Origin of the sequence: Qipengyuania sp. SS22, from assembly GCF_025736935.1 — a bacterium.
In the GTDB taxonomy this organism is placed as follows: domain Bacteria; phylum Pseudomonadota; class Alphaproteobacteria; order Sphingomonadales; family Sphingomonadaceae; genus Qipengyuania.
In genome coordinates, this window is the sequence record NZ_CP107048.1 from 2,288,155 (window position 1) to 2,310,119 (window position 21,965).

The window sequence follows — 21,965 nt, forward strand, 5'->3', positions numbered from 1 at the left end:
GCATGCTGTTCACGCGACCGGGCGCGATTGCAAGGGTCAGAAGAAGCCGAACTCCTCGACGTCGGGATCCTGCGCGCACATCGATTGGAGCGCGGCGAATTCCTTCTCGGTCAGCACCGGGGGATAGTCCGCGTCCTCCTTTGCCGCCGCGCGATAGGCCTTGGCGCGCTCGCCCGAGGATGGATGGCTGGCCAGCCATCCGACCATAGCGGGGGCGTCTGCGCTATCGCCATGGCGTTCGGCCATCCGTTCGAAGAATTCGGCGGCGCCGATCGGCGAGATATCGCTTTCGGCCATGCGCGCGCGGGCATAATCGTCCGCCTCGCGTTCGGCATCGCGCGAATAGCCCATCGCGGCGAGACCGAAGACGCTGTTGGTGACGCCCGAATCGGCGCCCGCCAGCAGGATCGACAGGCCGAACTGGCGCAGCAGCGCGGTCATCACATGGCGTTCGCGGACATGGCCGACCTCGTGGGCGAGCACCCCGGCCAGCTCTTCCGGGCTGTCGGCCTGCTGGATCAGCCCGTCGAACAGCATAACCTGCCCACCGGGCAGCGCGACCGCATTGACCATTCCCATATTGGCGACGCCCACGCGCACCTTCTCCTCGGCCGGATCGACCTTGGCGAGCAGCTTGGCGAGCGCCGCATCGCCCGCGGGCGTGTGACAGATACGGCCGCCGAAATCGCCGACCATCGCTTCGCCGATCTGGCGCTCCCAACTGGGCGGGATACGCGGACCCAGCCAGTCGGGTGCGGTCAGGAACAGCGCCACCGCCGCGGCGCTGGCAACGCCGAATATCGCTACCGCCTTGCCCAGCCCGAGCCTGTCGACCCAGGCGCCGTAATCGCTTTTGGCCGGCAGCTGCGCGGCGAGGCCTGCGGGAATGTCCTCGGGCAGGATCAGGCGGAAATCGGGCACGCTGGCGCGGTGATAGACCCGCTGGTCAGGGCGGATTTCGCCATAGCGCAGGTCGGCGGCATCGAATTCCTCGCGCGCCTCTGGCCCCGCCAGCGTAAACCCGCCGCGTCCGTCCCAGCTCAACGTCCCGCTATGGCGCACTGCATTGGTGCCATCGTACCATTGGGCGGCAGTCTGGAACGCGTCTTCCATCGGCTCAGATCGCGCCCATGTCGAAGGCGTCGAGCAGGCCCTCGCCATGCTTCGCGGTGCGGGTCTGCGACTGGGTCAGCTCGTCGAGCAGGATCTCCCCGCTCGCCTCGAGATGCGTCATGAAGAACTTCCAGTGGCGATAGGACAGGAAGACCAGCCCGATCCCGAAAGTAAAGACGACCAGCAGCGCATCGACTACCAGCAGTTTCACCCAATCCAGCGTCGAGGCCGTGAAAGTGAAGTGCAGGTTGCGCCAGCGGGTTGCGCCGACCACTTCGCGGTAGAACTTGGCGAAGAATGCCACTGCGATCAGGCCGAGGCCGAAGTAAAAGAACAGCACCAGGGCGATGATGCCGATCAGCCCGCCAAGCGCGCGGCCTTCCTCGCCGCCGACACCATAACCCGCGAGCATTCCCATGCCGGCCATGATGATCCCACCGGCGAAGAGGACGAAGGGGGTCAGATAGAACAGCAGATAGCGCGCGAAGACATTGCCCGCTTCGGCATCGGCCTCGAACGCGTAGGGCCCGAAGCTCATCTTGCTCCACCGTTCGTTCCACAGGCTGGTCATCGACCAGGGCAGCAGCAGGCCGGCCGGGATCCAACCCACCGCGGTCTTCCACATGTAGGACAGGCCGAACAGGAAGCCGGCGGTGTCGCTGCCACCGCGAATGCCGCGCCAGCGAGTGCGCGAAAGGCGGTAGCGCAACGCGCGGAAACGGGCGACGCCGAGCAGGTAGAAAATCGCCAGCGCCGCGAATGCCGAAAGCGCAATGCCAAGCAATTCGTACCCGCGCGCGACCAGCGCCTGCGCAACGAAGCTCAACCCGAAATAGGGAATGCCGAATAGGACGAAGACCATGACGAAACCGATGAACAGCTCCATTCCGGTGCCTGCCCATTCGAGATGTTCGTCGACGAAGCGCGTGCGCGACCACAGGTAGCGCCGCTCGCGCGCGGTCGCCCAGAAGCGGTAGATGCCCAGGGTAACGATCGTCAGCAGCAAATTGGGCAAGGCGATCTTGGCGAAATCGCGCCAGTTTCCTTCAAAGACGAAGGCGCTGCCCGCCCCGTCCATCTCTTGCGACCCATGCATAAGTAACGACCCCTGTGAATATATCGCGCAAGGGTCGGGGATCGCCGCTGCCGTGTCAATCGGCGAGCCGTTATTCTTCGCGCAGGAAGATCTCTTCTATCGCCAGCCCGAAAACATCGGCGATGCGAAAAGCGAGGGGGAGCGAGGGATCGTAACGACCGGTCTCGATCGCATTGACGCTTTGCCGCGAAACCTCGAGCCGCGTGGCGAGATCCTGCTGGCTCCAGTCGCGCTCGGCGCGCAGGACCTTGAGGCGGTTCTTCATGCGCCGCGCACCTTCTGCCACAATTGCGCGAGACCCAGGCCGATCGCCCAGACAGGCAGCACCCACCACGCCCAGATATGCGGGACGAGTTCGAACATCTCGAGGAAGCCCCAGAAGATACCGATGGCCAGCACGATACCAAGCGCGACCAACGCCGCCATGATCGTGCGGTGGCGCAGATACTCGTCCTGTTCCTCGGCGAGGTAGCGCCCCATCGCCCAGATGATGCCGAAGGTCGGGAGCGTCGGTAGGAGCGAGATGGCGAAGACCGCCGGATCGGACAGCTCGTAGCGGTTCCACAGCGTGATCGCGATGCCGAGGCCGAGGACATAGCCGAAGCTGCTGAACACGATTCGCCGGTTGTACGCAGCCATCGCTTGGCTGGTGCAGCCATCCGCCCCGCGCCGCGCCAGCGGGAAGAGCAGGAAGGTCGCCGCAGCCAGCAGGATGAAGCCGACGGGCGATGCGATCGCCCCGCTCAGTTTCAGTGCCGCGATGACGGCGATGCTGAGGAAGTAGAGCGTGACCCAGCGTCCCGGCGACTTGAGCAGCCAAAGCCTGCCGGTGCCGCTCATGCGCGGACATTCGTGCTGCAACCGCACGAGCCGGTGCGCGCGATATGGATGGCCGCGAGGGCCGGGAAGAGAATCACGCTGAACTGCGCAAATTCTTCTGGGACGATGTCGAAGACTGCGAGCACCGCAATCGCGATGATTGCGCCGGCGAACAGGAGGGGGGTTTTGGGTGGCATGGCAATGGTCCTTTCCGTAATGTAAAGCGTGTTTGTCACCAGCGAGACGTAATGTCAAGCCTGCTTTCCAAACAGTCGTGCGTGCATGTCGCTTTGGAAAATGGCTTGTCACCACACCGTCATCGGGCGCAGGCAGGGCGCCGGAAGAGGAGAATTCGAATGTTCGCGACCGAACCGCCTGCCGCTGCCCCGTTATCCGCACTCGACCGTCGCTCGCTGCTCAAGGGAGGCGTCCTCGGGTTGGGGGTGGCCGGCGCTCCCCTCGCCGCGCAGTCGGGGGGCAAGGGGTTCAGCCACGGCGTCGCCAGCGGCGAACCGGCGGCCGAGCGCGTGCTACTCTGGACCCGTTTCGTGGGTGCGCAAGACACGGCGCTGGAATTCGAGGTCAGCGAATCGATCGATTTCGCGCGTCCCGCTGGCGGTGGCTCGGTCATGGCTAGCGCGGATCACGACTGGTGCTGCAAGGCCTGGGCCGAAGGGCTCGAGCCGGGGCGCTGGTATTATTATCGCTTCACCGCGCCCGACGGATCGCACTCGGACGTCGGCCGCACGAAGACGCTGCCCGTCGGTGCGACCGACAAGTTCCGCATGGCGGTGTTCTCCTGTTCGAACATGGGTTTCGGCTGGTTCAACGCCTATGCGCATGCCGCCGCCGTTGGCAATTTCGACTGCGCGCTGCACCTTGGCGACTATTTCTACGAATACGGCCCCGGCACCTATCCCTTGAACGAAGAGGCGCAATCGGGCCGTGTGCTGTTCCCCGCACGCGAGATCGTCAGCTTGGCCGATTACCGCATGCGTTATGCGACCTATCGCCGCGATCCGGACCTGCGCCGGCTCCACCAGCTGTTCCCGATGATCGCCGGCTGGGACGATCACGAAAGCGCGAATGATTCATGGCAGGGCGGGGCACAGAACCACCAGAGCGATACCGAAGGCGAGTGGTCGGTGCGCAAGGCCGCTGCGGCCAAGGCCTACCGCGAATGGATGCCGGTGTCGGATGAACCCTGGGCCGCGTATGAGGTGGGCGACCTCGCAACTCTTTTCCGGCTCGAGACGCGGCTGACCGCCCGCGCCGAGCAGTTTTCTTACGGCGACATCCTGTCGGGCAAAACGACCCCTGAGGATGCTATGGCCGCGCTCGTCGCCTTCCGTGAGGGTGACTACCGCGATGGCAGGCGCCAATTGCTCGGAATGAAGCAGCAGGCCTGGCTGACCGATGGCCTCAAACGGTCGGCATCCGCGGGTAAGCGGTGGCAGGTGCTGGTGCAACAGGTGCTGATGGGCAATCTGGCCACCGCGCCGCGGCTAACTGAAGGGCTGCCGGCAGACCTGCCCGCCTATATCCGCCAGCGCATCCTGGCCGGGGCGATGGCCGGCCGCGCCGAATTGCCGCTCAATATGGATGCGTGGGACGGATATCCCGCCGCGCGCGAACGGGTGTTCCGGGCCGCCCTCGACGCCAATGCGAATTTGATCAGCCTGGCGGGCGACACGCATAATGCCTGGGCTTTCGATCTCGATCATGCGGGCGAGAAGGTCGGGGTCGAATTCGGGGTGCAGGGCGTCACTTCCCCCGGACTCGAAAGCTACGCCTCTTACCTCCCGGTCGATGTCCTCGAACGCGAGACGGTTGCGCACAATCGCCAGCTCAAGTGGATGGACGGATCGCGCCGCGGATACATGGCGGTGGAGCTCACGCCGGCCAGCGCATCGAGCGAGTTCCGCTTCGTTTCCAGCGTGCGCGAGAAGGGAGCCGGGGTGAACGATACCCGCCGCGTTTCGACGCAAACGGGCAGCCGCGCGCTCGATATGGGTTGAGAAACCGGCGGCCTGCACCTAATGTACAGGCCATGCCCAACGTGTGTATCACCGCGACGACTACCACCACCCCGGGTGACCGGGGGCGGTTGGTCGCGGTCTGATCCGCGCCGCCGCCGCCCGGTTTCGGGCGGCATGGCGTTTCCTCCCGAATCCGGATTTTGCGCAAACGCCGCTTCAAGCGCGCGCGCCCATGTGCCATGGGCGCCGCAACCAAACGGACGACGAATGACATGACGGAACTGCTCAAGATCAGCCTGCCCGACGGTTCGGTGCGCGAAATGGAAGAAGGCGCGACGCCCGCAGATGTCGCGGCGGCGATCGGCCCGGGGCTTGCCAAAGCCGCCATCGCCGCGCGTGTCGACGGTGAATTGCGCGACATCAACCGCCCCTTCGAGGGCGATGCCGAACTCGCACTGGTAACCGCGCGCGACGAAGCGGACGCGCTCGAACTGGCGCGCCACGACTATGCACATGTGCTGGCCGAGGCGGTGCAGGCGCTGTGGCCGGGTACGCAGATCACCTTCGGCCCGGCGACCGATGACGGGTTCTATTACGATGTGAAAGCGCCCGCCACGCGCGATCCGTTCAGCATGGACGATCTCCCCGCGATCGAAGAAGAGATGCGGCGCATCATCAAGGCCGACAAGCCGCTCCGCCGCGAGGTCTGGAGCCGCCAGCAGCTGATCGAGAAATGGGAGGCCGATGGCGAGGCCTTCAAGGCCGAATGGGCGCGCGAACTGCCCGAGGACGAGGAACTGACCGTCTATTGGTCGGGCGTGCCGGGCAGCGACGGCGCCTGGCTCGACATGTGCCGCGGCCCGCATCTTGCCAGCACCGGCAAGCTCGATCCCGCCGCCTTCAAGCTTACGCGGGTTGCCGGGGCCTATTGGCGCGGTGACCAGCGCAACCCGCAATTGACGCGCATCTATGGTACCGGCTGGCTCAACAAGAAGCAGCTCAACGCGCATCTGATGCGGCTGGAAGAAGCCGCCAAGCGCGATCATCGCAAGCTCGGCCGCGAGATGGACCTGTTTCACCTGCAGGAAGAAGCGCAGGGCTCGGTCTTCTGGCACCCCAACGGCTATCGCATCTGGCGCGAGCTCGAAGCCTATATGCGCCGCAAGATGGACCGCGCGGGCTATCGCGAGATCAAGACGCCGCAGTTGATGGACGTGCGTCAGTGGGAGCAATCGGGCCATTGGGGCAAATATGCCGAGAACATGTTCGCCGTGCCCGATATCGTCCCCGAGGTCGAAGGACTGGGCGACGACAATGACGGCAAGGGTGCCAATCCGCATGTCGCCCCCGATGCCGACTGGATGGCGATCAAGCCGATGAATTGCCCGGCGCATGTGCTGGTCTTCAAGCAGGGCATCACCTCCTATCGCGACCTGCCGATCCGGCTGGGCGAGATGGGGTGCTGCCACCGCAACGAACCGCATGGCGCGCTGCACGGCATCATGCGCGTGCGCCAATTCACGCAGGACGATGCGCATATCTTCTGCACCGAAGACCAGGTCATCGACGAGGTCCGTGCCTTCTGCACGCTGGTCCACGAGGTCTATTCGGACTTCGGCTTCAACTATCAGGTCAAGCTCGCGCTACGTCCCGAAAAGCGCTTCGGCAGCGACGCGATGTGGGACCAGGCCGAGCAGGAATTGCGCGAGGCCGTGGCCGAAGCGGGCATGGCGAATGAGGACTACGGCTGGGAAGAACTGCCCGGCGAAGGCGCTTTCTATGCGCCCAAGCTCGAATGGCATTTGACCGACGCGATCGGGCGTACCTGGCAAGTGGGCACGATCCAGGGCGACCGCGTGCTGCCCGAACGTCTCGATGCGACCTACATCGGCGAGGACGGCGAAAAGCATCGCCCGGTCATGCTGCACCGCGCGATCTTCGGCACGTTTGAGCGCTTCATCGGCGTGCTGATTGAACACTTCGCCGGGCGGCTGCCCGTTTGGATTGCGCCGGTTCAGGCGGTGGTCGCGACGATCGTCTCCGATGCCGACGACTACGCCAGCGAAGCGGTTGCGAAGCTGAAAGCTGCGGGCATCCGCGTCGAGAGCGACCTGCGCAACGAGAAGATCAACTACAAGGTGCGCGAACACAGCCATGCCAAGGTTCCCCACCTGCTGGTGGTCGGCAATCGCGAGGCCGAAGAGGGCACCGTCGCGGTGCGCACTTTGGGCGAGAAGGAGCAGCGCGTCATGCCGCTCGACGAGGCGATCGCGATGCTGCGTAGCGAAGCCACTCCGCCCGACCTGCGCTAGAAGGACTGCACGCGATGGACCTGCTGGCGGCCTATGCGCCGTGGCAATTGGCGGCGGCGCTGGCGGCGGCCTTCGGCTCGGCCTTCGTGCGCGGTCTGACCGGTTTCGGCATGGCGATCCTGCTGGTGCCGATCCTCGCGCTGGCATTGCCGCCGGTGGAGTCGGTGCTGCTGGCCAATTTCCTCTCGCTCTTTATCGGACTGAGCGAGGTCCGCCGGCTGGTGCGCGGGGCCGAACGGTCGGCGTGGCGCATATCCATTCTCGTGGTTCTGGTCACCCCGCTTGGCCTGCTGGCGCTGGCCGCGACCAGCGATGACCTCGCGCGCTTCCTGATCGCGATGATCGCGTTGTCCGCGTTCTTCGCTATCCTCCTGCCGCGCCGCGCGGGCGCCGAACCGGGGCATCTGGCCACCGGCGGGGTCGGCGTGCTGAGCGGATTGATGACGGGCTATGCCGGGATGCCCGGCCCTCCGGTCGTGCCCTATTATGTCGGCCGGGCGATCCCGCGCGAGACGGCCAAGGCCTCGATGATGCTGATCTTCACCATCGCGGCAGGCGCGGGTCTGGTTTCGGGAGCGGCGCTGGGGATCCTCGCCTGGCGCTTGCCTTTGCTGGCAGCGCTGCTGTTCCCCGCCGTGCTGTTGGGTAATTGGCTGGGCGACCGCGCCGCCGGACAGATCGGCGACGCACTATGGCGCGCGGTCGTCGGGGCAATTCTGAGCGGGGCGGCGCTCGCGACGCTGCTGCGGCTGCTCTAGGCGATCAGAACGGCAGTACCGGTCCGGCGAGGACCAGCGCGAGGCCGCAGCCACCCACAATCAGCGCGCGCGCAACATCGACCACCGACTGGGCGGGGGCTTGCGTGCGGGCGAGAGCGGTAGGCTTGACCATGACCGCCATTCTCGGGTGCAATAGCTAATGAAAGGTTAAGGGCGCCATCCGGCTGCGGGCATTTGCTGGCTGGCGCAATGGAATCCCCCCCCGCCGGCCAGCACTGCATCGCCCGGCAGGCCGATCGTCGCGCGGTTGGGGAACAGCGCGGCCACCGCTGCCACGCCGTCCGCGTCATGCGAGCTGCCGAAGGTCGGCACGACGACGAGATGGCTGGCGATCGCGAAATTGGCGTAGCTCGCGGGTTCGATATGGTCGCCGCTGGTCACCAGCCCGGGCGAGGGAATGTCCCTGACCGCCACGCCTGAATCCTCGGCGCGCGCCTTGGCATCGGCGTAGATCGCGGCATTGGGATCGTCCTTGCCGGTGGCGCGTGGCAAACACAGCGTATTGGGCGCCACGAAGCGCGCGAGATTGTCGACATGGCCATCGGTGTGGTCGTTGACCAGCCCGTCGCCCAGCCACAACACGCGGGAAAAGCCCAGGTCGCGCTTCAGGCGTTCTTCGATGTCGCCCCGCGACAGTTGCGGATTGCGGTTGGGGTTGAGCAGGCACTGTTCAGTCGTGATCACCAGTCCGGTGCCGTCTCCGTCGATCGCACCGCCTTCGAGGATCCAGTTGCCGGTTTCGAGCGGCAGCCCCGCATCCTCGGCCAGTTCGGCGCCGACCGTCTGGTCGCCGTCCATCAGATACTTGCCGCCCCAGCCGTTGAAACCGAAGCGCCGCGCGGCGCGGTTGCCCGCGCCGTCGCACAGCACCAGCGGACCCGTGTCGCGCAGCCAGACATCGCCGTAGCTGCGCCGTTCGAGCGTGACCGCGCCCGACACCAACTGCCGCGCGCGCGTCTCGTTGGCGGCATCGCGGACCAGCAGGCGCACTTCCTGCCCGCTCTCCGCTACGGCGTTGGCGAAAGCCGCGATCTGCTCCTGCGCGCGCGGGAGTACTGCGGGCCATTCATCCGCGTCATGCGGGAAACCGATCCACAGCCAGTCCTGCGGCGCCCATTCGGGCGGCATGCGGAAGGTCATGGAGCGGTCCTTTTCGTGCCGGGTGTCAGACGGCGCAAGCCGCGCCTTCGCCGGCGCAATCCTCGTCGCGCGTGCCCTTGAACTCGTCGCCTTCGTTCCAGTTGGGCCAGCTGGTCGATTCGCCCAGCATGCGGCCGATCCGGTAGAACAGCGCGAGATCGCTCATCACGCCTGACCAGTCCCAGTTCGGATCGTATTCGTCCTTCGGGCCATGATAGCGGTTTTCGCGATAATCCGCTGCCACCGCCGCGCCCGCTTCGGTGCCTCCTTCGATCAGGTCTTCACCGCCATCGAGATACAGCATCGGCACGCCGCGTTTGGCGAAGGCGAAATGGTCCGAACGGTAGTAATAGCCCGCTTCGGGGTTCGGATTGGGCGTGGTCACCCGGTCATCGTTCATCAGTGCCTTGTCGAGGAACAGGTCGAGCTGCGACTTGCCCGGGCCGACCACGGTCACGTCCTTCGCCGCACCCGCCATCAGGAAAGCGTCCATATTGATACCGCCGACGGTCCGGTTGAGCGGGAACACCGGGTTGGCGGCATAATAGTCCGCGCCGAGCAGGCCCGATTCCTCGGCGGTGACTGCAAGGAAGACGAGGCTGCGCTTGGCGGGGCCTGCCTTGGCATGCGCTTCCGCCAGTGCGACCAGAGCCGCGGTGCCGGTGGCGTTGTCGACCGCGCCATTGCAGATATCGTCGCCATCGGGGGCGGGCGTGCACCGGCCGAGGTGATCCCAATGCGCGGTGTGCATGACGTATTCGTCCGCGCGCTCGCTCCCCGGCAGCATGCCGATCACGTTCTGCGAGGCAAAGGTACGGATATCGTTGCGGAAGCTGGTCGAGGCGGTGAGGCCCAGCGGAACGGCGGTGAAACCTTTCTCGCGCGCCGCAGCCGAGAGTTCGCCGAGGTCCTTGCCCGCCGCGCCGAAGATATTCTCTGCGACCGCTTTCTGCACCCAGCCGTTCAGCTGCGTCATTGGCGGCGGATTGTCGCCGCGCGAGGCATAGGCCTGCGGCCCCGACCAGCTGCTTTCCACCACGTTCCAGCCATAAGCGGCCGGCGCGGTGTCGTGGATAATGATCGCACCCGCCGCGCCCTGGCGGCCGGCTTCCTCGTATTTATAGGTCCAGCGCCCATAGAAGGTCATCGCCTTGCCGTTGAACGGGCCATCGAGCGTTTCCGCGCCGAAATCGGGATCATTGACGAGGATGACCGCGGTCTTCCCCGTCATGTCGAGCCCGGCATAGTCGTTCCAGCCCTTCTCGGGGGCGTTGATGCCATAGCCGACGAAGACCAGTTCGCTGTCCTCCAGCGTGGTCTGGACATCCTCGCGATAGGTCACCCCGACCCAGTCGCTGGCATAATCCAGTTCCATCGCTTCGCCGTCGCCGCCAGCAATCGTCAGCGGCGCGTAATTCTTGCCGGTGATCTCAACCAGCGGGACGTCCTGTACCCAGCTGCCGTTATTGCCAGGTTCGAGGCCCGCCTGCTCGAATTCTTCGATCAGATAGGCGACGGTCTTTTCCTCGCCCGGCGTGCCCGGCGCACGGCCTTCGAATTCGTCCGAGGACAGCCGCTCGGTAACGCGCTTCATAGTCTCTTCCGACAGCGTGCCGTCGGCGACATCGGGCAGGTCGAGCCCGGCATCGACGTCTGCATCGGGGTCCAGCCCCATGTCGCAGGCGGACAGCACCAGCGCCGCGCTCGCGGCAAGGATGAAGCGTTTCATCGCGGAGGTTCCTCTTCTCACATCTCGCATTGCGCGTGCTTGTGTCAGCATGGCGGGACGAGGGCAAGCTTGCGCCGGTGTCCAGGCGGCGGCAGGGGTAGTCGCGATGGATGCCGACTGGACCTCCGCGCTGCACCGCGCCCGCGACCATGCGCCCTTCCTTGCGCGTGCGCTGGAGCGGCGCCCGGATCTGGCTAAGATGCTGGCCGAGGGAGCGGGCGAAGAGGCGCTGCTGGTCGCCAAACAGGTGGCGGAAACCGACGTCGCTACGGCGCTGCGCCGCGAACGGCTGGGCCTGGCGCTGGTGCTGGCGGTGGGCGACCTCGCGGGGGCCTTCGATCTCGACAAGGTCATGCGCGAGCTATCGACTTTTGCCGACCGCGCGCTGCATGCCGCGCTCGCGGCCGCGATACGCAAGCGCATGTCCGATGCCGAGCCAGCGGGAATGATCGGGCTTGCGCTGGGCAAGCATGGCGCGGGCGAACTCAACTATTCCTCCGACATCGACCCCATCCTGCTTTACGAGCCCGAACAGCTACCCCGGCGGGAGCGGGACGAACCGGGCGAGGCGGCCCAGCGCTATGCGCGTGAGACGGTGCGGCTGCTGTCCGACGTCACCAGCGAGGGCTACGTTTTCCGGGTCGATCTGCGCCTGCGTCCGGCAGCCGAAGTCAGCCCGCTGGCGATCTCGCTCGACTCGGCGATCACGCATTACGAAAGTTCGGCGCTGGCATGGGAACGCGCGGCGTTCATCCGTGCGCGCGCCTGTGCGGGCGATATTGCCGCAGGCGAGGCCTTTCTCGACCATATCCGCCCTTTCGTGTGGCGGCGCAGCCTCGACTTCGGCGCAATCGACGAGGTCCGCCGCCTGACCCACCGCATCCGCGACGAACAGCGCGGGCCGCGGGTTCCCGAGCCGGGCTACAACCTCAAGCTGGGGCGCGGCGGTATTCGGGAAATCGAATTCTTCGCGCAGACGCACCAGCTGATCCATGGCGGGCGCGATCCTTCGCTGCGGGTGCGCGGGACGCGCGCGGCGCTCGATGCGCTTGCCGCGACCGGACGGATCTCGCCGACGGATGCGCGCAAGCTGGGCGAAAGCTATGACGGCCTGCGGACGATCGAGCACCGGCTGCAAATGGTTGGCGACAAGCAGACGCATACGCTTCCCGAAGGCGATGGGCTGGACACGGTCGCGCAGTTGCACGGGCTGGCCGATGGCGCCGCGCTGGTTACGCTGGTGGGCGATTTGGCCCGCCCGGTCGCGGAACGCTTCGATGCCCTGCTCGACGAGGACCGCATCTCGGTTCCGAAAAGTGCGCCGCATGTCGTGGCGGATACCGGCAGCGTGCCCGAAATTCCCGTCGAACTGGTCGAACGCATGAGCCAGTGGACCGGCGGCCGATATCCCGCGCTGCGCAGCACCGCCGCACTCAGCGCGTTCGAAGCGATTCGCCCCGACCTGCTGTCTTCGATCGCGGGTTCGCCCGATCCGACCGCTGCCGCGGTGCGCTGGGAAAGCCTGATTGCGCGCCTGCCGAGCGCGGTCAATCTGTTCCGCCTGCTCGAAGCGCGTCCCGGCTTGTTCGCGCTCATCGCCGATTGCCTCACCCTCGCGCCGCCGCTGGCGGAGGATCTTTCGCAGCGACCCGAACTGCTTGATGCGCTGATAGATCGCACTGCGCTGGACCTGCCGGGCAGCGTTGCCGAAGTGGCAGCGCGCATGGGCCGGCGCGAACGCGGTGACGATTACGAGATGCAGCTCGACCGGCTGCGCGTGGTCACGGGTGAGACCCGCTTCGCGCTCGCAGTGCAATTGGTCGAGGCGGCGCATGATCCGCTCGAGATCGCCGCCGGGCTGGCACGTACCGCAGAGGCCGCCCTGCAGGTCGCGGTGGAAGCGGCCGAGGAGGAATTCGCTGCAAAGCATGGCCGGATCGCGGGTAGCGAGCTTGTCGTCGTCGGGCTCGGGCGCCTGGGCGGCGGCGTGCTGACGCATGCCTCCGACCTCGATATCGTCTATCTTTTCACGGGCACGCACGAAGGCGAATCGGATGGCGCGCGACCGCTCGGCGCGACGCTCTATTTCAATCGCCTTGCCCAGCGGGTTACCGCCGCGCTCAGCGTGCCGACCGCGCAGGGCGCGCTTTACGAAGTCGACACCAGACTGCGCCCGCAGGGCAATCAGGGGCCGCTGGCCGCCAGCGTGGAGAGCTTTGCGCGCTACCAGCGCGAGGATGCCTGGGCGTGGGAGCATATGGCGCTCACCCGCGCACGGGTGCTGGTGGGGAGCGCTGCCGCGCGTGCCGAGGTCGGAGAATTGGTGACATCGATCCTGTGCCGCGAACGCGCTCCCGATGCCTTGCGCAAGGATGTGCTCACCATGCGCGGTGAGATGGCGGCACACAAAACCGCCAAGGGACCGCTCGATGCCAAACTGCTGCGCGGCGGGCTCGTCGATATCGAATTCCTGGTGCACTATCTGCAATTGCGCGATCGCGCAGCGCTGGGTCCCGATCTCGGCCCGGTCATTGGCAGACTGGTCGCCGCCGGGAAACTGCCGCCGGCGCTCGCCGATGCGCATCGCTTGATGACGCGGCTGCTGGTCGGTACGCGGCTGCTCGCGCCCGACCTGGCCCGCCCCAATCCCGCGGCTGCGGCGCTGCTGGCGCGGCAGAGCGGGTGTGGCGACTATGCGGATCTCACGCAGTGCTTGCATGCGGCGCGCCACGATGTTGCCGCGGCATGGCAGGACGTGTTCGGTGAAACCCTGGAGATGGACGAATGACCAAGACCTATGGCGAAGGCGATGCCTTTCCCGATTTCACCATGGAAACGCCCGATGGCGGTATGCTGACCAAGGCCGATCTGGCGGGAAAGAAGGCGGTGATCTTCTTCTACCCCAAGGACAACACTCCGGGCTGCACCACCGAGGCGAAGGATTTCTCCGCGCTCAAGCCCGAGTTCGAGAAGGCGGGTGCGGCACTGCTCGGGGTCAGCAAGAATTCGGCCAAGAAGCACCAGAACTTCATCGCCAAGCACGACCTCACCGTTGCGCTAGCAACCGATGCAGCCGAGAGCGGGCTCTCGGATACGCTCGGCGTATGGGGCGAAAAGCAGATGTATGGCAAAACCTTCATGGGCATGATCCGCTCGACCTATCTGCTCGATGAAGGCGGGAAGATCCTCCGCGTCTGGCCGAAGGTGAAGGTAAAGGGTCACGCGGAAGAGGTGCTCGCGGCGGTTCGCGGCGACTGACGTTTCGCCTCGGCAGAACCGATGTGCCGGTCTCGCTTTCGGCGGCTGTCGGTGCGCGATGAGCTGAATCGAGGGCGCTGCAAACCCTCCGTGACGCTACGTCGCGCGAGGCTAGCGGTTCGAGCCGGATTGTGATTCGCGCTGCGAACGGAAAGCCGCCGGGCGCGAGCGTCTGCTGACCCTAAGGCCATGAAATCAGGATAAAAATCCCCAAACGAATCATTGACTATGCAATCGCGAATCCAGCGGTCGACCTGAAGCATTTTCATGCCGTCCAGAGCGCGCGCAGGGCTAACCTACAGAAAAAGCGAAGAAATCTCTTCGGTGCGTGCTTTCTTCGTGGAGGCAGGAGAGGCGGTAAACGACTCAACGCGTTTCGCAGGCAACCTGCCGCGCGGTTCCTGCGCGGCTATTGCTTGATTAACTTTTCTGCCGATAACCCAAACTCACAAGAAGCCGGGGGGTTCCGGCGCAGACTGAAAAGGGCGGAAACGGCCGGGACGCCGGGATCGCCAAAAATCGAACAGGCGCGCAAAGCGCCGGATGGACGGGTTAGCATGATCACCAAGCGCACTTCGCTTGTTCTCGCATTGATGGCTGGTTTCGGCGTTGCCGCCGCTCCGGCCCATGCTCAGGAAACCAACGCTGCGGCCGCTGTCGGTGCCATCGACATGAGCAAGGTCACCGCGCCCGCTCAGGCTGGCGACGACGCGCAGTTCCAGCAGCTGTTCGCCAAGTGGGACGAACTCGATCGTACGACCCCGGCCGCTGCCCGGGTTTCGGTGCCTTCGCGCATGCCGCTCGACGACACGCGGTTGACCAGCGATTACGGCATGCGGACCCACCCCGTGCTCGGCGGTCGCCGCAGCCACAAGGGTGTCGACCTGTCGGCGCCGACCGGTACTCCGATCTATGCGACTGCCGATGGCTACATCAGCAAGGCGGAATGGTTCTCGAGCTACGGCAAATATGTCTCAATCGAACACGGCGCGAACCTGCAGACCCGCTTCGCGCATATGTCGGATATCGCCGTGACTGCGGGCAGCCGCGTCAAGAAGGGCGACATCATCGGTTACGTCGGTTCGACCGGCCGTTCGACCGGCCCGCACCTGCATTATGAAGTCCGCATAGACGGCAAGGCGGTCAACCCGGTTCCCTATATGGTCGAATCGGAAGCACAGCGTGCTTTCGCGCTCGCCACCGGCCAGGGCGGCCGGGGTGACGGCGAAGAGTAAGATTTTAGCCCTTCAAGGGTCGCAAAAGAGGCGGTGGGAGCGATCCTGCCGCCTTTTTTCTTGCCCATGCGAGAGGCTTAGGTAGGTTTCTTCTCGAAACTGGACGAGTCCGCGGCAGAACGCCGGACCGACAGCGAGGAGAGAGAAGCCAATCATGCATCCAATCACCCACGCGCAGACGCGCCCCGACCATCCCGCGATGATCATGGCGGGCAGCGGCCAGACCGTGACCTTCGCGGAAATGGACGCCTATGCGAACCGCTTCGCACAGCTGCTGCGCGCACGCGGGCTCAAGCGCGGAGACCATTTCGCAGTGCTGATGGAGAACAATGTCCATTACCTGCAGGTGGTATGGGGGTCGCAGCGCGCGGGCACGATGATGGTCCCGATCTCGACCAGGCTGACCGCGCCCGAAATTTGCTACATTCTCAAGGATGCGGGGGCCAAGTTCCTGCTCACCAGCACGCGCTATGCCGAGGTGATCGAGGGCATCCGCGACGAATGCGCCGACCTGCCGCTGCTGATCGTGGATGGCGAAGGCGAGGAGGATTACGAAGCCGCGCTCGCCGCGCAGCCTGCGGAGCCGATTCCCGACCAGGCGCCCGGGCAATACATGCTCTATTCCTCGGGCACCACCGGCCGCCCCAAGGGGGTCAAGCCTGCGCCGCCAGGGGATGACGACATCCTCGCCACCAACCCGCTGATGGGCCTCGCGATCATGGGCGCCGGCATGCCCGCCGATGGCAGCATGGTCTATCTCTCGCCTGCGCCGCTTTACCACGCCGCGCCGATCGGTTGGTGCACCACTGCGCAGCGGCTGGGCGGGACGGTCGTGGTGATGGAGAAGTTCGACCCCGAACACGCGCTGGAAACGATAGAGAAATACAAGGTCACTGACAGCCAGTGGGTGCCGACGCATTTCGTGCGGATGCTCAAGCTCGATCCGGAGGTGCGCACGCGCTACGACCTCTCCAGCCACCAGCGCGCGCTGCATGCCGCGGCGCCCTGCCCGGTGCCGATCAAGCGCGAGATGATCGAATGGTGGGGGCCGATCATCAACGAATATTACGCCGGCTCCGAAGGCGTTGGCATGACGCTGATCAAGGCCGAGGACTGGCTGACCCATCCCGGCAGCGTCGGCAAGGCGATCCACGGCACGCTGCATGTCTGCGACGCCGAGGGGGAAGAGGTCCCCGCGGGCCAGGACGGGTTGCTCTATTTCGAGAACGATCAGATCCCGACCTATCACAACGATCCCGAGAAGACGCGCGAGGCGATGCATCCCAAGGGCTGGATGACGCTGGGCGACATCGGGCATGTCGATGAAGACGGCTTCCTCTATCTCACCGACCGCAAGAGCCACATGATCATCTCGGGCGGGGTCAACATCTACCCGCAGGAGATCGAGAACCTGCTGGTCACGCATGACAAGGTGATGGACGCCGCGGTGATCGGCGCGCCGTGTCCCGATTTCGGCGAGAAGGTGGTCGCGGTGGTACAGCCGCTCGACATGGCCGAGGCGGGCGATGCGCTCGAGGCCGAATTGCGCGACTTCCTCGCCCCCAGCCTCTCCAAGATCAAGATGCCCAAGCTCTTCGAGTTTCGCGCGCAGCTCCCGCGCGAGGCCAATGGCAAGCTGTACAAGCGCGAATTGCGCGACGAATTCCAGCAGGCGGCCGAACAGCAGACGGAGCAGGCATAATGGCGGTGCAGGACCGCCCCCGGCTCGATCCCGCCACCGCCCGGGCAGTGATCGACCCGCAAAGCTACGCCGAATGGGACGGCCTGCTCGACACGTTCGACCGGCTGCGCGAGGAAACCCCCGTCGCCTGGGTCGAGCCGGACGACGATGCGGTGCACCCGTCCTTCTGGCTGGTCACGCGCTATGACGATGTGATGCGCATGTCGAAGGACAATGCGACCTTCCTCAACAACCCGCACAGCGTCGTCTTCAGCCTGACCGAGGGGATCGAGTTCGCCAAGCAGTTCTCGGGCGGCAGCGAGCATATGGTCGCCAGCCTCGTCACCTTCGATGCGCCGGTTCACATGAAGTATCGCAAGCTGACGCAGGAATGGTTCATGCCCAAGAACCTGCGCGGCGTGGAGGACGAGATCCGCAGTATCGCGCATGCCGCGGTCGATCGCCTGCTCGCCGATGGCGCCGAGGCCGATTTCGTCACCAAGGTTTCCGCGCCCTATCCGCTGCATGTGGTGATGCAGATCCTCGGCGTGCCCGAGGAAGACGAGCCGCGCATGCTGATGCTTACCCAGCAGATGTTCGGCGGCAGCGACGAGGATCTCAACCAGTCGGGGATGAAGGACCTCCCGCCCGAGGCGATCACCCAGCTGGTGGCCGGCGCGGTCAAGGACTTCGAGGCCTATTTCGCGCAGCTCACCGCGCAGCGCCGCGCCAACCCCACCGGCGATGTCGCCAGCACCATCGCCAATGCGGTGGTCGACGGAGAACCGCTGAACGACCGCGACATGATGGGCTATTACATCATCCTCGCCGCCGCGGGCCACGACACCACCAGCGCCAGCACTGCGGGCGCAATGCTCGCCTTGGCGCAGGACCCCGATCAATGGGCACGCGTGCGCGCCGACCGCAGCCTGTTGCCCGGCATCGTCGAGGAAGCGATCCGCTGGACCACGCCGGTCCAGCACTTCATGCGCACTGCGGCCCAGGACACCGAGGTCGGCGGTCAGGCCATCGCCAAGGGCGACTGGCTGATGATGAACTATGTCGCCGCCAATCACGATCCGGCGCATTTCGACGACCCGCGCCGCTTCGACGCCGCGCGCAGCCCCAACCGCCACCTCGCCTTCGGCGCGGGCGCACACCAGTGCCTCGGCCTGCATCTCGCCCGGCTCGAGATGCGCATCCTGTTCGAAGCGCTGCTCGACCGGATCGAGACCGTCGAGCTGGCAGGCGAGCCCGCGCGGTCCAAATCGACCTTCGTCGGCGGGCTGAAGACGCTGCCGCTGCGCTTCACTGCCGCCTGAAAAGGCATTCCGGGCGGACCGCAAAACGCGTTTGCGAGAAGCGTGACCTTCCGCCGCTTCACGGCGCAGCCTGCGCTCTTGCGGGCGGGCTGCACTGTCCGGGATGTTACCTTCCATTCGAGCCTGCTCTACGATGTGTTGGCCTGCCGGCGCGGGCGATCTTGGACGCGACCACAGGGCGGTCCACCTAAGCGCGAGAGATGCGCGTGCGCTCGTCATGCGGGTATCGACGGTTTGAAAGAGCCGCCGCGAAGCTAGCAATCGGTTCGCGTGTAGGAAAATCGACGCTGTGCGATGGGATTCGGCTGCGCTAGGGCGGAGCGATGGAAGGGGGCGTGCGTTCCGTGGATATTGCCGACTATCTCAGCGAGATCACCGAAATCTATAAGAGCGGAGATGCGACCGAGCATAGCTATCGCGCGCCGCTGCAGCGGTTGTTCGAAAGCGTCGACGACAGTGCGCGCGTCATCAACGAACCCAAGCGGTCCGAAGGCGGGATGCCAGATTTCCTGTTCCAGCGGAACGGAGTCGCGTTCGGCTGGGCTGAGGCGAAGGACATCGACAAGGATGTCATCAAGCTGAAGGGCTACAGCGTAGAGCAGCGCAAGCGGTACGAGAATGCCTACCCGAACCTGCTCTACACCAACGGAGTCGATTTCGAGTTCATCCGCAACAAGGAGGTCGTCCACCGCACTTCCATTGCGGATTTCCTTGGCGATCTGGGCGGATTGCAGCCGCTCCCGGAAAAGTTGGATGAACTGGAGCGGCAGTTAAAGCTGTTCGTCGAGCAGAAGCCGATCAGCATCCGCAGCGCGCAAAAGCTGGCCGAAATGATGGCGGGCAAGGCGGCGATCATCAAGGACGAGGTCGGCATTGCACTGGCCGAGGATGCAGAGTTTCGCAGTGGCCTCGGGCGGCAATACAATACCTTCAAGGACAATCTGCTGCCCAACCTGACGCCGGGTGAGTTCGCGGACATCTATGCCGAAACGATCACCTACGGCATGTTCGCAGCGCGTCTGCACGACGATACGCTGGAGACCTTCAGCCGGCAGGAAGCACTGGAGAAGCTGCCCAAGTCGAACCCCTTCCTGCGCGGGCTTTTTCAGTACGTGGCGGGCTACGATATCCCCGACCGGTTGCGCTATGTGGTCGATGATCTGGCCGAAGTTCTCCGCGCCAGCGATCCGCATTCGCTGTTCGAAGATTTCGGTAAGTTCACCGCGCGCAACGATCCCTTCATCCATTTCTACGAAACCTTCCTCGCCGCCTATAACCCGAAGAAGCGCAAGAGCCGCGGCGTCTGGTACACGCCGGAGCCGGTAGTCGATTTCATCGTGCGCGCGGTTGACGATGTGCTGAAGACCGAATTCGGCATTGCCGACGGTCTGGCCGACACCGGCAAGGTGACGGTGGACTGGGACACCGGGCAGACTGACAAGAAAGCCAAGCCCGTGACGATCCGCAAGGACGTGCACCGGGTGCAGATACTCGATCCGGCGACAGGCACGGGCACCTTCCTCGCCAAGACGGTGCAGACCATCGCCGACCGGGTGAAGGCGCGCGCTCCGGGCAAGTGGAGTTCCTACGTCGAGGAAGACCTGCTGCCGCGCCTGCACGGCTTCGAGTTACTGATGGCCAGCTACGCCATGTGCCACATGAAGCTGGACATGCAGCTGACCGAGAGCGGCTATGTGCCCAGCAAGAACCCGCCGCGCCTCTCCGTCTGGCTGACCAACGCGCTCGAACCTGCGGAGCGCGAGGTGAAGGACCTGTTTTTCCAGCAGCTCGCCGACGAAGCGCGCGGCGCGAGCGAGGTGAAGCGCCAGACGCCGATCATGTGCGTTATCGGGAATCCGCCCTATTCGGGCGAGAGCGCCAACAAGGGCGATCACATCATGGGTTTGATGGAAGCCTACAAGACGGAGCCGGGCGGCAAGGAGCGGCTAAAAGAACGCAATCCCAAGTGGGTGAATGACGATTACGTCAAGTTCATCCGCATGAGCGAAGACCTGATCGCCAAGAACCCGTCAGGCGGCGTACTCGGCTTCATCACCAATCACGGCTATCTCGACAACCCAACTTTTCGCGGGATGCGTTGGCACCTGCTCAAGACCTTCGACAAAATTTGGGTGCTCGACCTACACGGCAACGCCAAAAAGAAGGAGGTCAGCCCGGACGGTTCGCCGGACAAGAATGTCTTCGATATTCAGCAGGGTGTGGCGCTAATTGTTGCTGTGCGGAAGGATGCTGGTAGCGATGAGCTGGCGGAGGTTTGGCATGGCGATTTGTGGGGGAGCCGAAAGGCTAAGAGCGAGGCGCTCCGCGAGCCACCGAGAGAATCCTTTTCCTTGGTAGATACCCGCGAACCTCGTTTCGAGTTTGGCGAAGTAGATCACGAACTAGAAGCAAGATTCAGGGCGGGTTTTGGTCTCGAGAACCTTCTGCCTGTGAACTCCATTGGGATCGTCACGGGAGCGGATTGGAAACTCGTTTCGAGTGCAAAAAGCCCCGAGATTGACCGCCAAGCTATCGGCGAAACCTACGAAGCCGAGCTAGAGCAAGGCTTCTCCTACCGCCCATTCGAGGCAGCGAAACTGTATTATGACCGCCGTTTGATCGAACGCGACCGATACGATGTGATGCGGCACTACACCTCTATGCCAAACATTGGAATCCTGACTACTAAGGCACATCGCGACCAGGATTTTGCGCACGCGTTTCTGACGACAAAGCTCAGTGAAGCCATTTTTCTGTCGGGAACCACAGCGAGCAATGCAATGAACCTACCCCTCTACCTCTACCCCGAAGAGGATGCCGCTCAAGCAGATGCGCTCGCGCCGACCGAGCGAACGCTCAACCTCGACCCCAAGCTCTACAGGAAGATCTGCAAGGCCGCCGGTATCGATCCTGATGACATAGCCGGACCTCAAGATGATTTCCGCGCGCCAACCGGCGATGCGCGTCCGCCTGAGATCAAGGTGTTCGACTATATATACGGCGTGTTGCACTCGCCCGATTATCGACGGACCTTCGCCGAACTCCTCAAGATCGACTTTCCGCGCATTCCTTTTCCGGCGAGCCCCGAGGTGTTCCAACACGTCAGCGAAAAAGGTGAAGCGCTGCGTCGCCTGCATCTGATGGAACCCGCCGCCATCGGTGAGGTGAATTATCCCTTCATGGGCGATGCCGAAGATGACGAGGAAGACAGTGTCGTCGCGTCCGGTCATCCGAAGCTGAAGGATGCGCGCGTCTACATCAACAAATCGCAGTATTTCGATGGTGTCCCACAAGTCGCATGGGACTTCCACATCGGCGGCTACCAGCCGGCGCAGAAATGGCTGAAGGATCGCAAGGGCCGCGCGATCTCCTACGCGGACATCGGCCACTACCAGAGCATCGTCAAAATCCTGGTCGAGACCGACCGGATCATGCGCGAGATCGAATTGCCTTTGGAGACAGAGGACGCGTGAAGCCCGACCCCGGATCAAGTCCGGGGTGA

General features: G+C 64.5%; 17 protein-coding genes. 9 read left to right on the top strand and 8 right to left on the bottom strand.

Annotated elements, in window-relative coordinates; genetic code table 11:
- Positions 1-36: 36 nt before the first annotated feature.
- The 5 genes from N6L26_RS11470 to N6L26_RS11490 form a co-directional block, all read right to left on the bottom strand.
- Positions 37-1,113 carry a M48 family metallopeptidase gene (locus N6L26_RS11470; protein ID WP_263605692.1) on the bottom strand — a complete coding sequence of 359 codons (1,077 nt, stop codon included), beginning with the start codon at positions 1,111-1,113 and terminating at the stop codon, positions 37-39.
- Between the two features lie 4 nt (positions 1,114-1,117).
- Complete coding sequence (locus N6L26_RS11475; protein ID WP_263605693.1) at positions 1,118-2,209, bottom strand: YjgN family protein; 1,092 nt, start codon at positions 2,207-2,209, stop codon at positions 1,118-1,120.
- A gap of 70 nt (positions 2,210-2,279) precedes the next feature.
- The gene (locus tag N6L26_RS11480; RefSeq protein ID WP_067693113.1) at positions 2,280-2,474 is read right to left on the bottom strand and encodes a helix-turn-helix transcriptional regulator; all 195 of its coding nucleotides are present in this window, start codon (positions 2,472-2,474) and stop codon (positions 2,280-2,282) included.
- Complete coding sequence (locus N6L26_RS11485; protein ID WP_263605694.1) at positions 2,471-3,049, bottom strand: hypothetical protein; 579 nt, start codon at positions 3,047-3,049, stop codon at positions 2,471-2,473. Before N6L26_RS11485 ends, N6L26_RS11480 begins: the two co-directional genes overlap by 4 nt.
- Positions 3,046-3,264 carry a hypothetical protein gene (locus N6L26_RS11490; RefSeq protein WP_263605695.1) on the bottom strand — a complete coding sequence of 73 codons (219 nt, stop codon included), beginning with the start codon at positions 3,262-3,264 and terminating at the stop codon, positions 3,046-3,048. The genes N6L26_RS11485 and N6L26_RS11490 overlap by 4 nt, the downstream gene beginning before the upstream one ends.
- Positions 3,265-3,384: 120 nt before the next feature.
- Between N6L26_RS11490 and N6L26_RS11495 the strand changes: the two genes are divergently transcribed.
- The 3 genes from N6L26_RS11495 to N6L26_RS11505 all read left to right on the top strand — a co-directional run bounded on the left by N6L26_RS11495 (position 3,385) and on the right by N6L26_RS11505 (position 8,077).
- Positions 3,385-5,046 carry an alkaline phosphatase D family protein gene (locus N6L26_RS11495; protein WP_263605696.1) on the top strand — a complete coding sequence of 554 codons (1,662 nt, stop codon included), beginning with the start codon at positions 3,385-3,387 and terminating at the stop codon, positions 5,044-5,046.
- Positions 5,047-5,279: 233 nt separating this feature from the next.
- Positions 5,280-7,319 (top strand): threonine--tRNA ligase, encoded by a 2,040-nt coding sequence (thrS, locus tag N6L26_RS11500; RefSeq protein ID WP_263605697.1) that lies wholly within the window; start codon positions 5,280-5,282, stop codon positions 7,317-7,319.
- A 14-nt stretch (positions 7,320-7,333) separates the two neighbouring features.
- Complete coding sequence (locus N6L26_RS11505; RefSeq protein ID WP_263605698.1) at positions 7,334-8,077, top strand: sulfite exporter TauE/SafE family protein; 744 nt, start codon at positions 7,334-7,336, stop codon at positions 8,075-8,077.
- 4 nt (positions 8,078-8,081) lie between these two features.
- On the opposite strand, the gene N6L26_RS11510 is transcribed toward N6L26_RS11505, so the two are convergent.
- From N6L26_RS11510 to N6L26_RS11520, 3 genes are read right to left on the bottom strand one after another with little or no spacing between them, the layout of a single operon-like run.
- Positions 8,082-8,210, bottom strand: coding sequence for a hypothetical protein (locus N6L26_RS11510; RefSeq protein WP_263605699.1), 129 nt, complete (start codon positions 8,208-8,210; stop codon positions 8,082-8,084).
- A 35-nt stretch (positions 8,211-8,245) separates the two neighbouring features.
- Positions 8,246-9,238 carry an agmatine deiminase family protein gene (locus N6L26_RS11515; protein ID WP_263605700.1) on the bottom strand — a complete coding sequence of 331 codons (993 nt, stop codon included), beginning with the start codon at positions 9,236-9,238 and terminating at the stop codon, positions 8,246-8,248.
- Between the two features lie 25 nt (positions 9,239-9,263).
- On the bottom strand, positions 9,264-10,967 hold the full coding sequence (locus tag N6L26_RS11520; RefSeq protein ID WP_263605701.1) for a M28 family metallopeptidase: 1,704 nt from the start codon (positions 10,965-10,967) through the stop codon (positions 9,264-9,266).
- 106 nt (positions 10,968-11,073) lie between these two features.
- Between N6L26_RS11520 and glnE the strand changes: the two genes are divergently transcribed.
- From glnE to N6L26_RS11550, 6 genes are all read left to right on the top strand, one after another.
- On the top strand, positions 11,074-13,755 hold the full coding sequence (gene glnE / locus N6L26_RS11525; protein WP_263605702.1) for a bifunctional [glutamate--ammonia ligase]-adenylyl-L-tyrosine phosphorylase/[glutamate--ammonia-ligase] adenylyltransferase: 2,682 nt from the start codon (positions 11,074-11,076) through the stop codon (positions 13,753-13,755).
- Positions 13,752-14,225, top strand: a complete 474-nt coding sequence (locus N6L26_RS11530) for a peroxiredoxin (RefSeq protein WP_263605703.1) — start codon at positions 13,752-13,754, stop codon at positions 14,223-14,225. Before glnE ends, N6L26_RS11530 begins: the two co-directional genes overlap by 4 nt.
- Before the next feature lie 557 nt (positions 14,226-14,782).
- Entirely contained in the window at positions 14,783-15,460 is a 678-nt protein-coding gene (locus N6L26_RS11535; protein ID WP_263605704.1) for a M23 family metallopeptidase, read from the top strand.
- A gap of 154 nt (positions 15,461-15,614) precedes the next feature.
- Positions 15,615-17,162: an acyl-CoA synthetase gene (locus N6L26_RS11540; protein WP_263605705.1), complete on the top strand. Its 1,548-nt coding sequence runs from the start codon at positions 15,615-15,617 to the stop codon at positions 17,160-17,162.
- Positions 17,162-18,463: a cytochrome P450 gene (locus N6L26_RS11545; RefSeq protein ID WP_263605706.1), complete on the top strand. Its 1,302-nt coding sequence runs from the start codon at positions 17,162-17,164 to the stop codon at positions 18,461-18,463. The genes N6L26_RS11540 and N6L26_RS11545 overlap by 1 nt, the downstream gene beginning before the upstream one ends.
- Positions 18,464-18,807: 344 nt before the next feature.
- Positions 18,808-21,936 carry a type ISP restriction/modification enzyme gene (locus N6L26_RS11550; RefSeq protein ID WP_263605707.1) on the top strand — a complete coding sequence of 1,043 codons (3,129 nt, stop codon included), beginning with the start codon at positions 18,808-18,810 and terminating at the stop codon, positions 21,934-21,936.
- Positions 21,937-21,965: the final 29 nt, after the last annotated feature.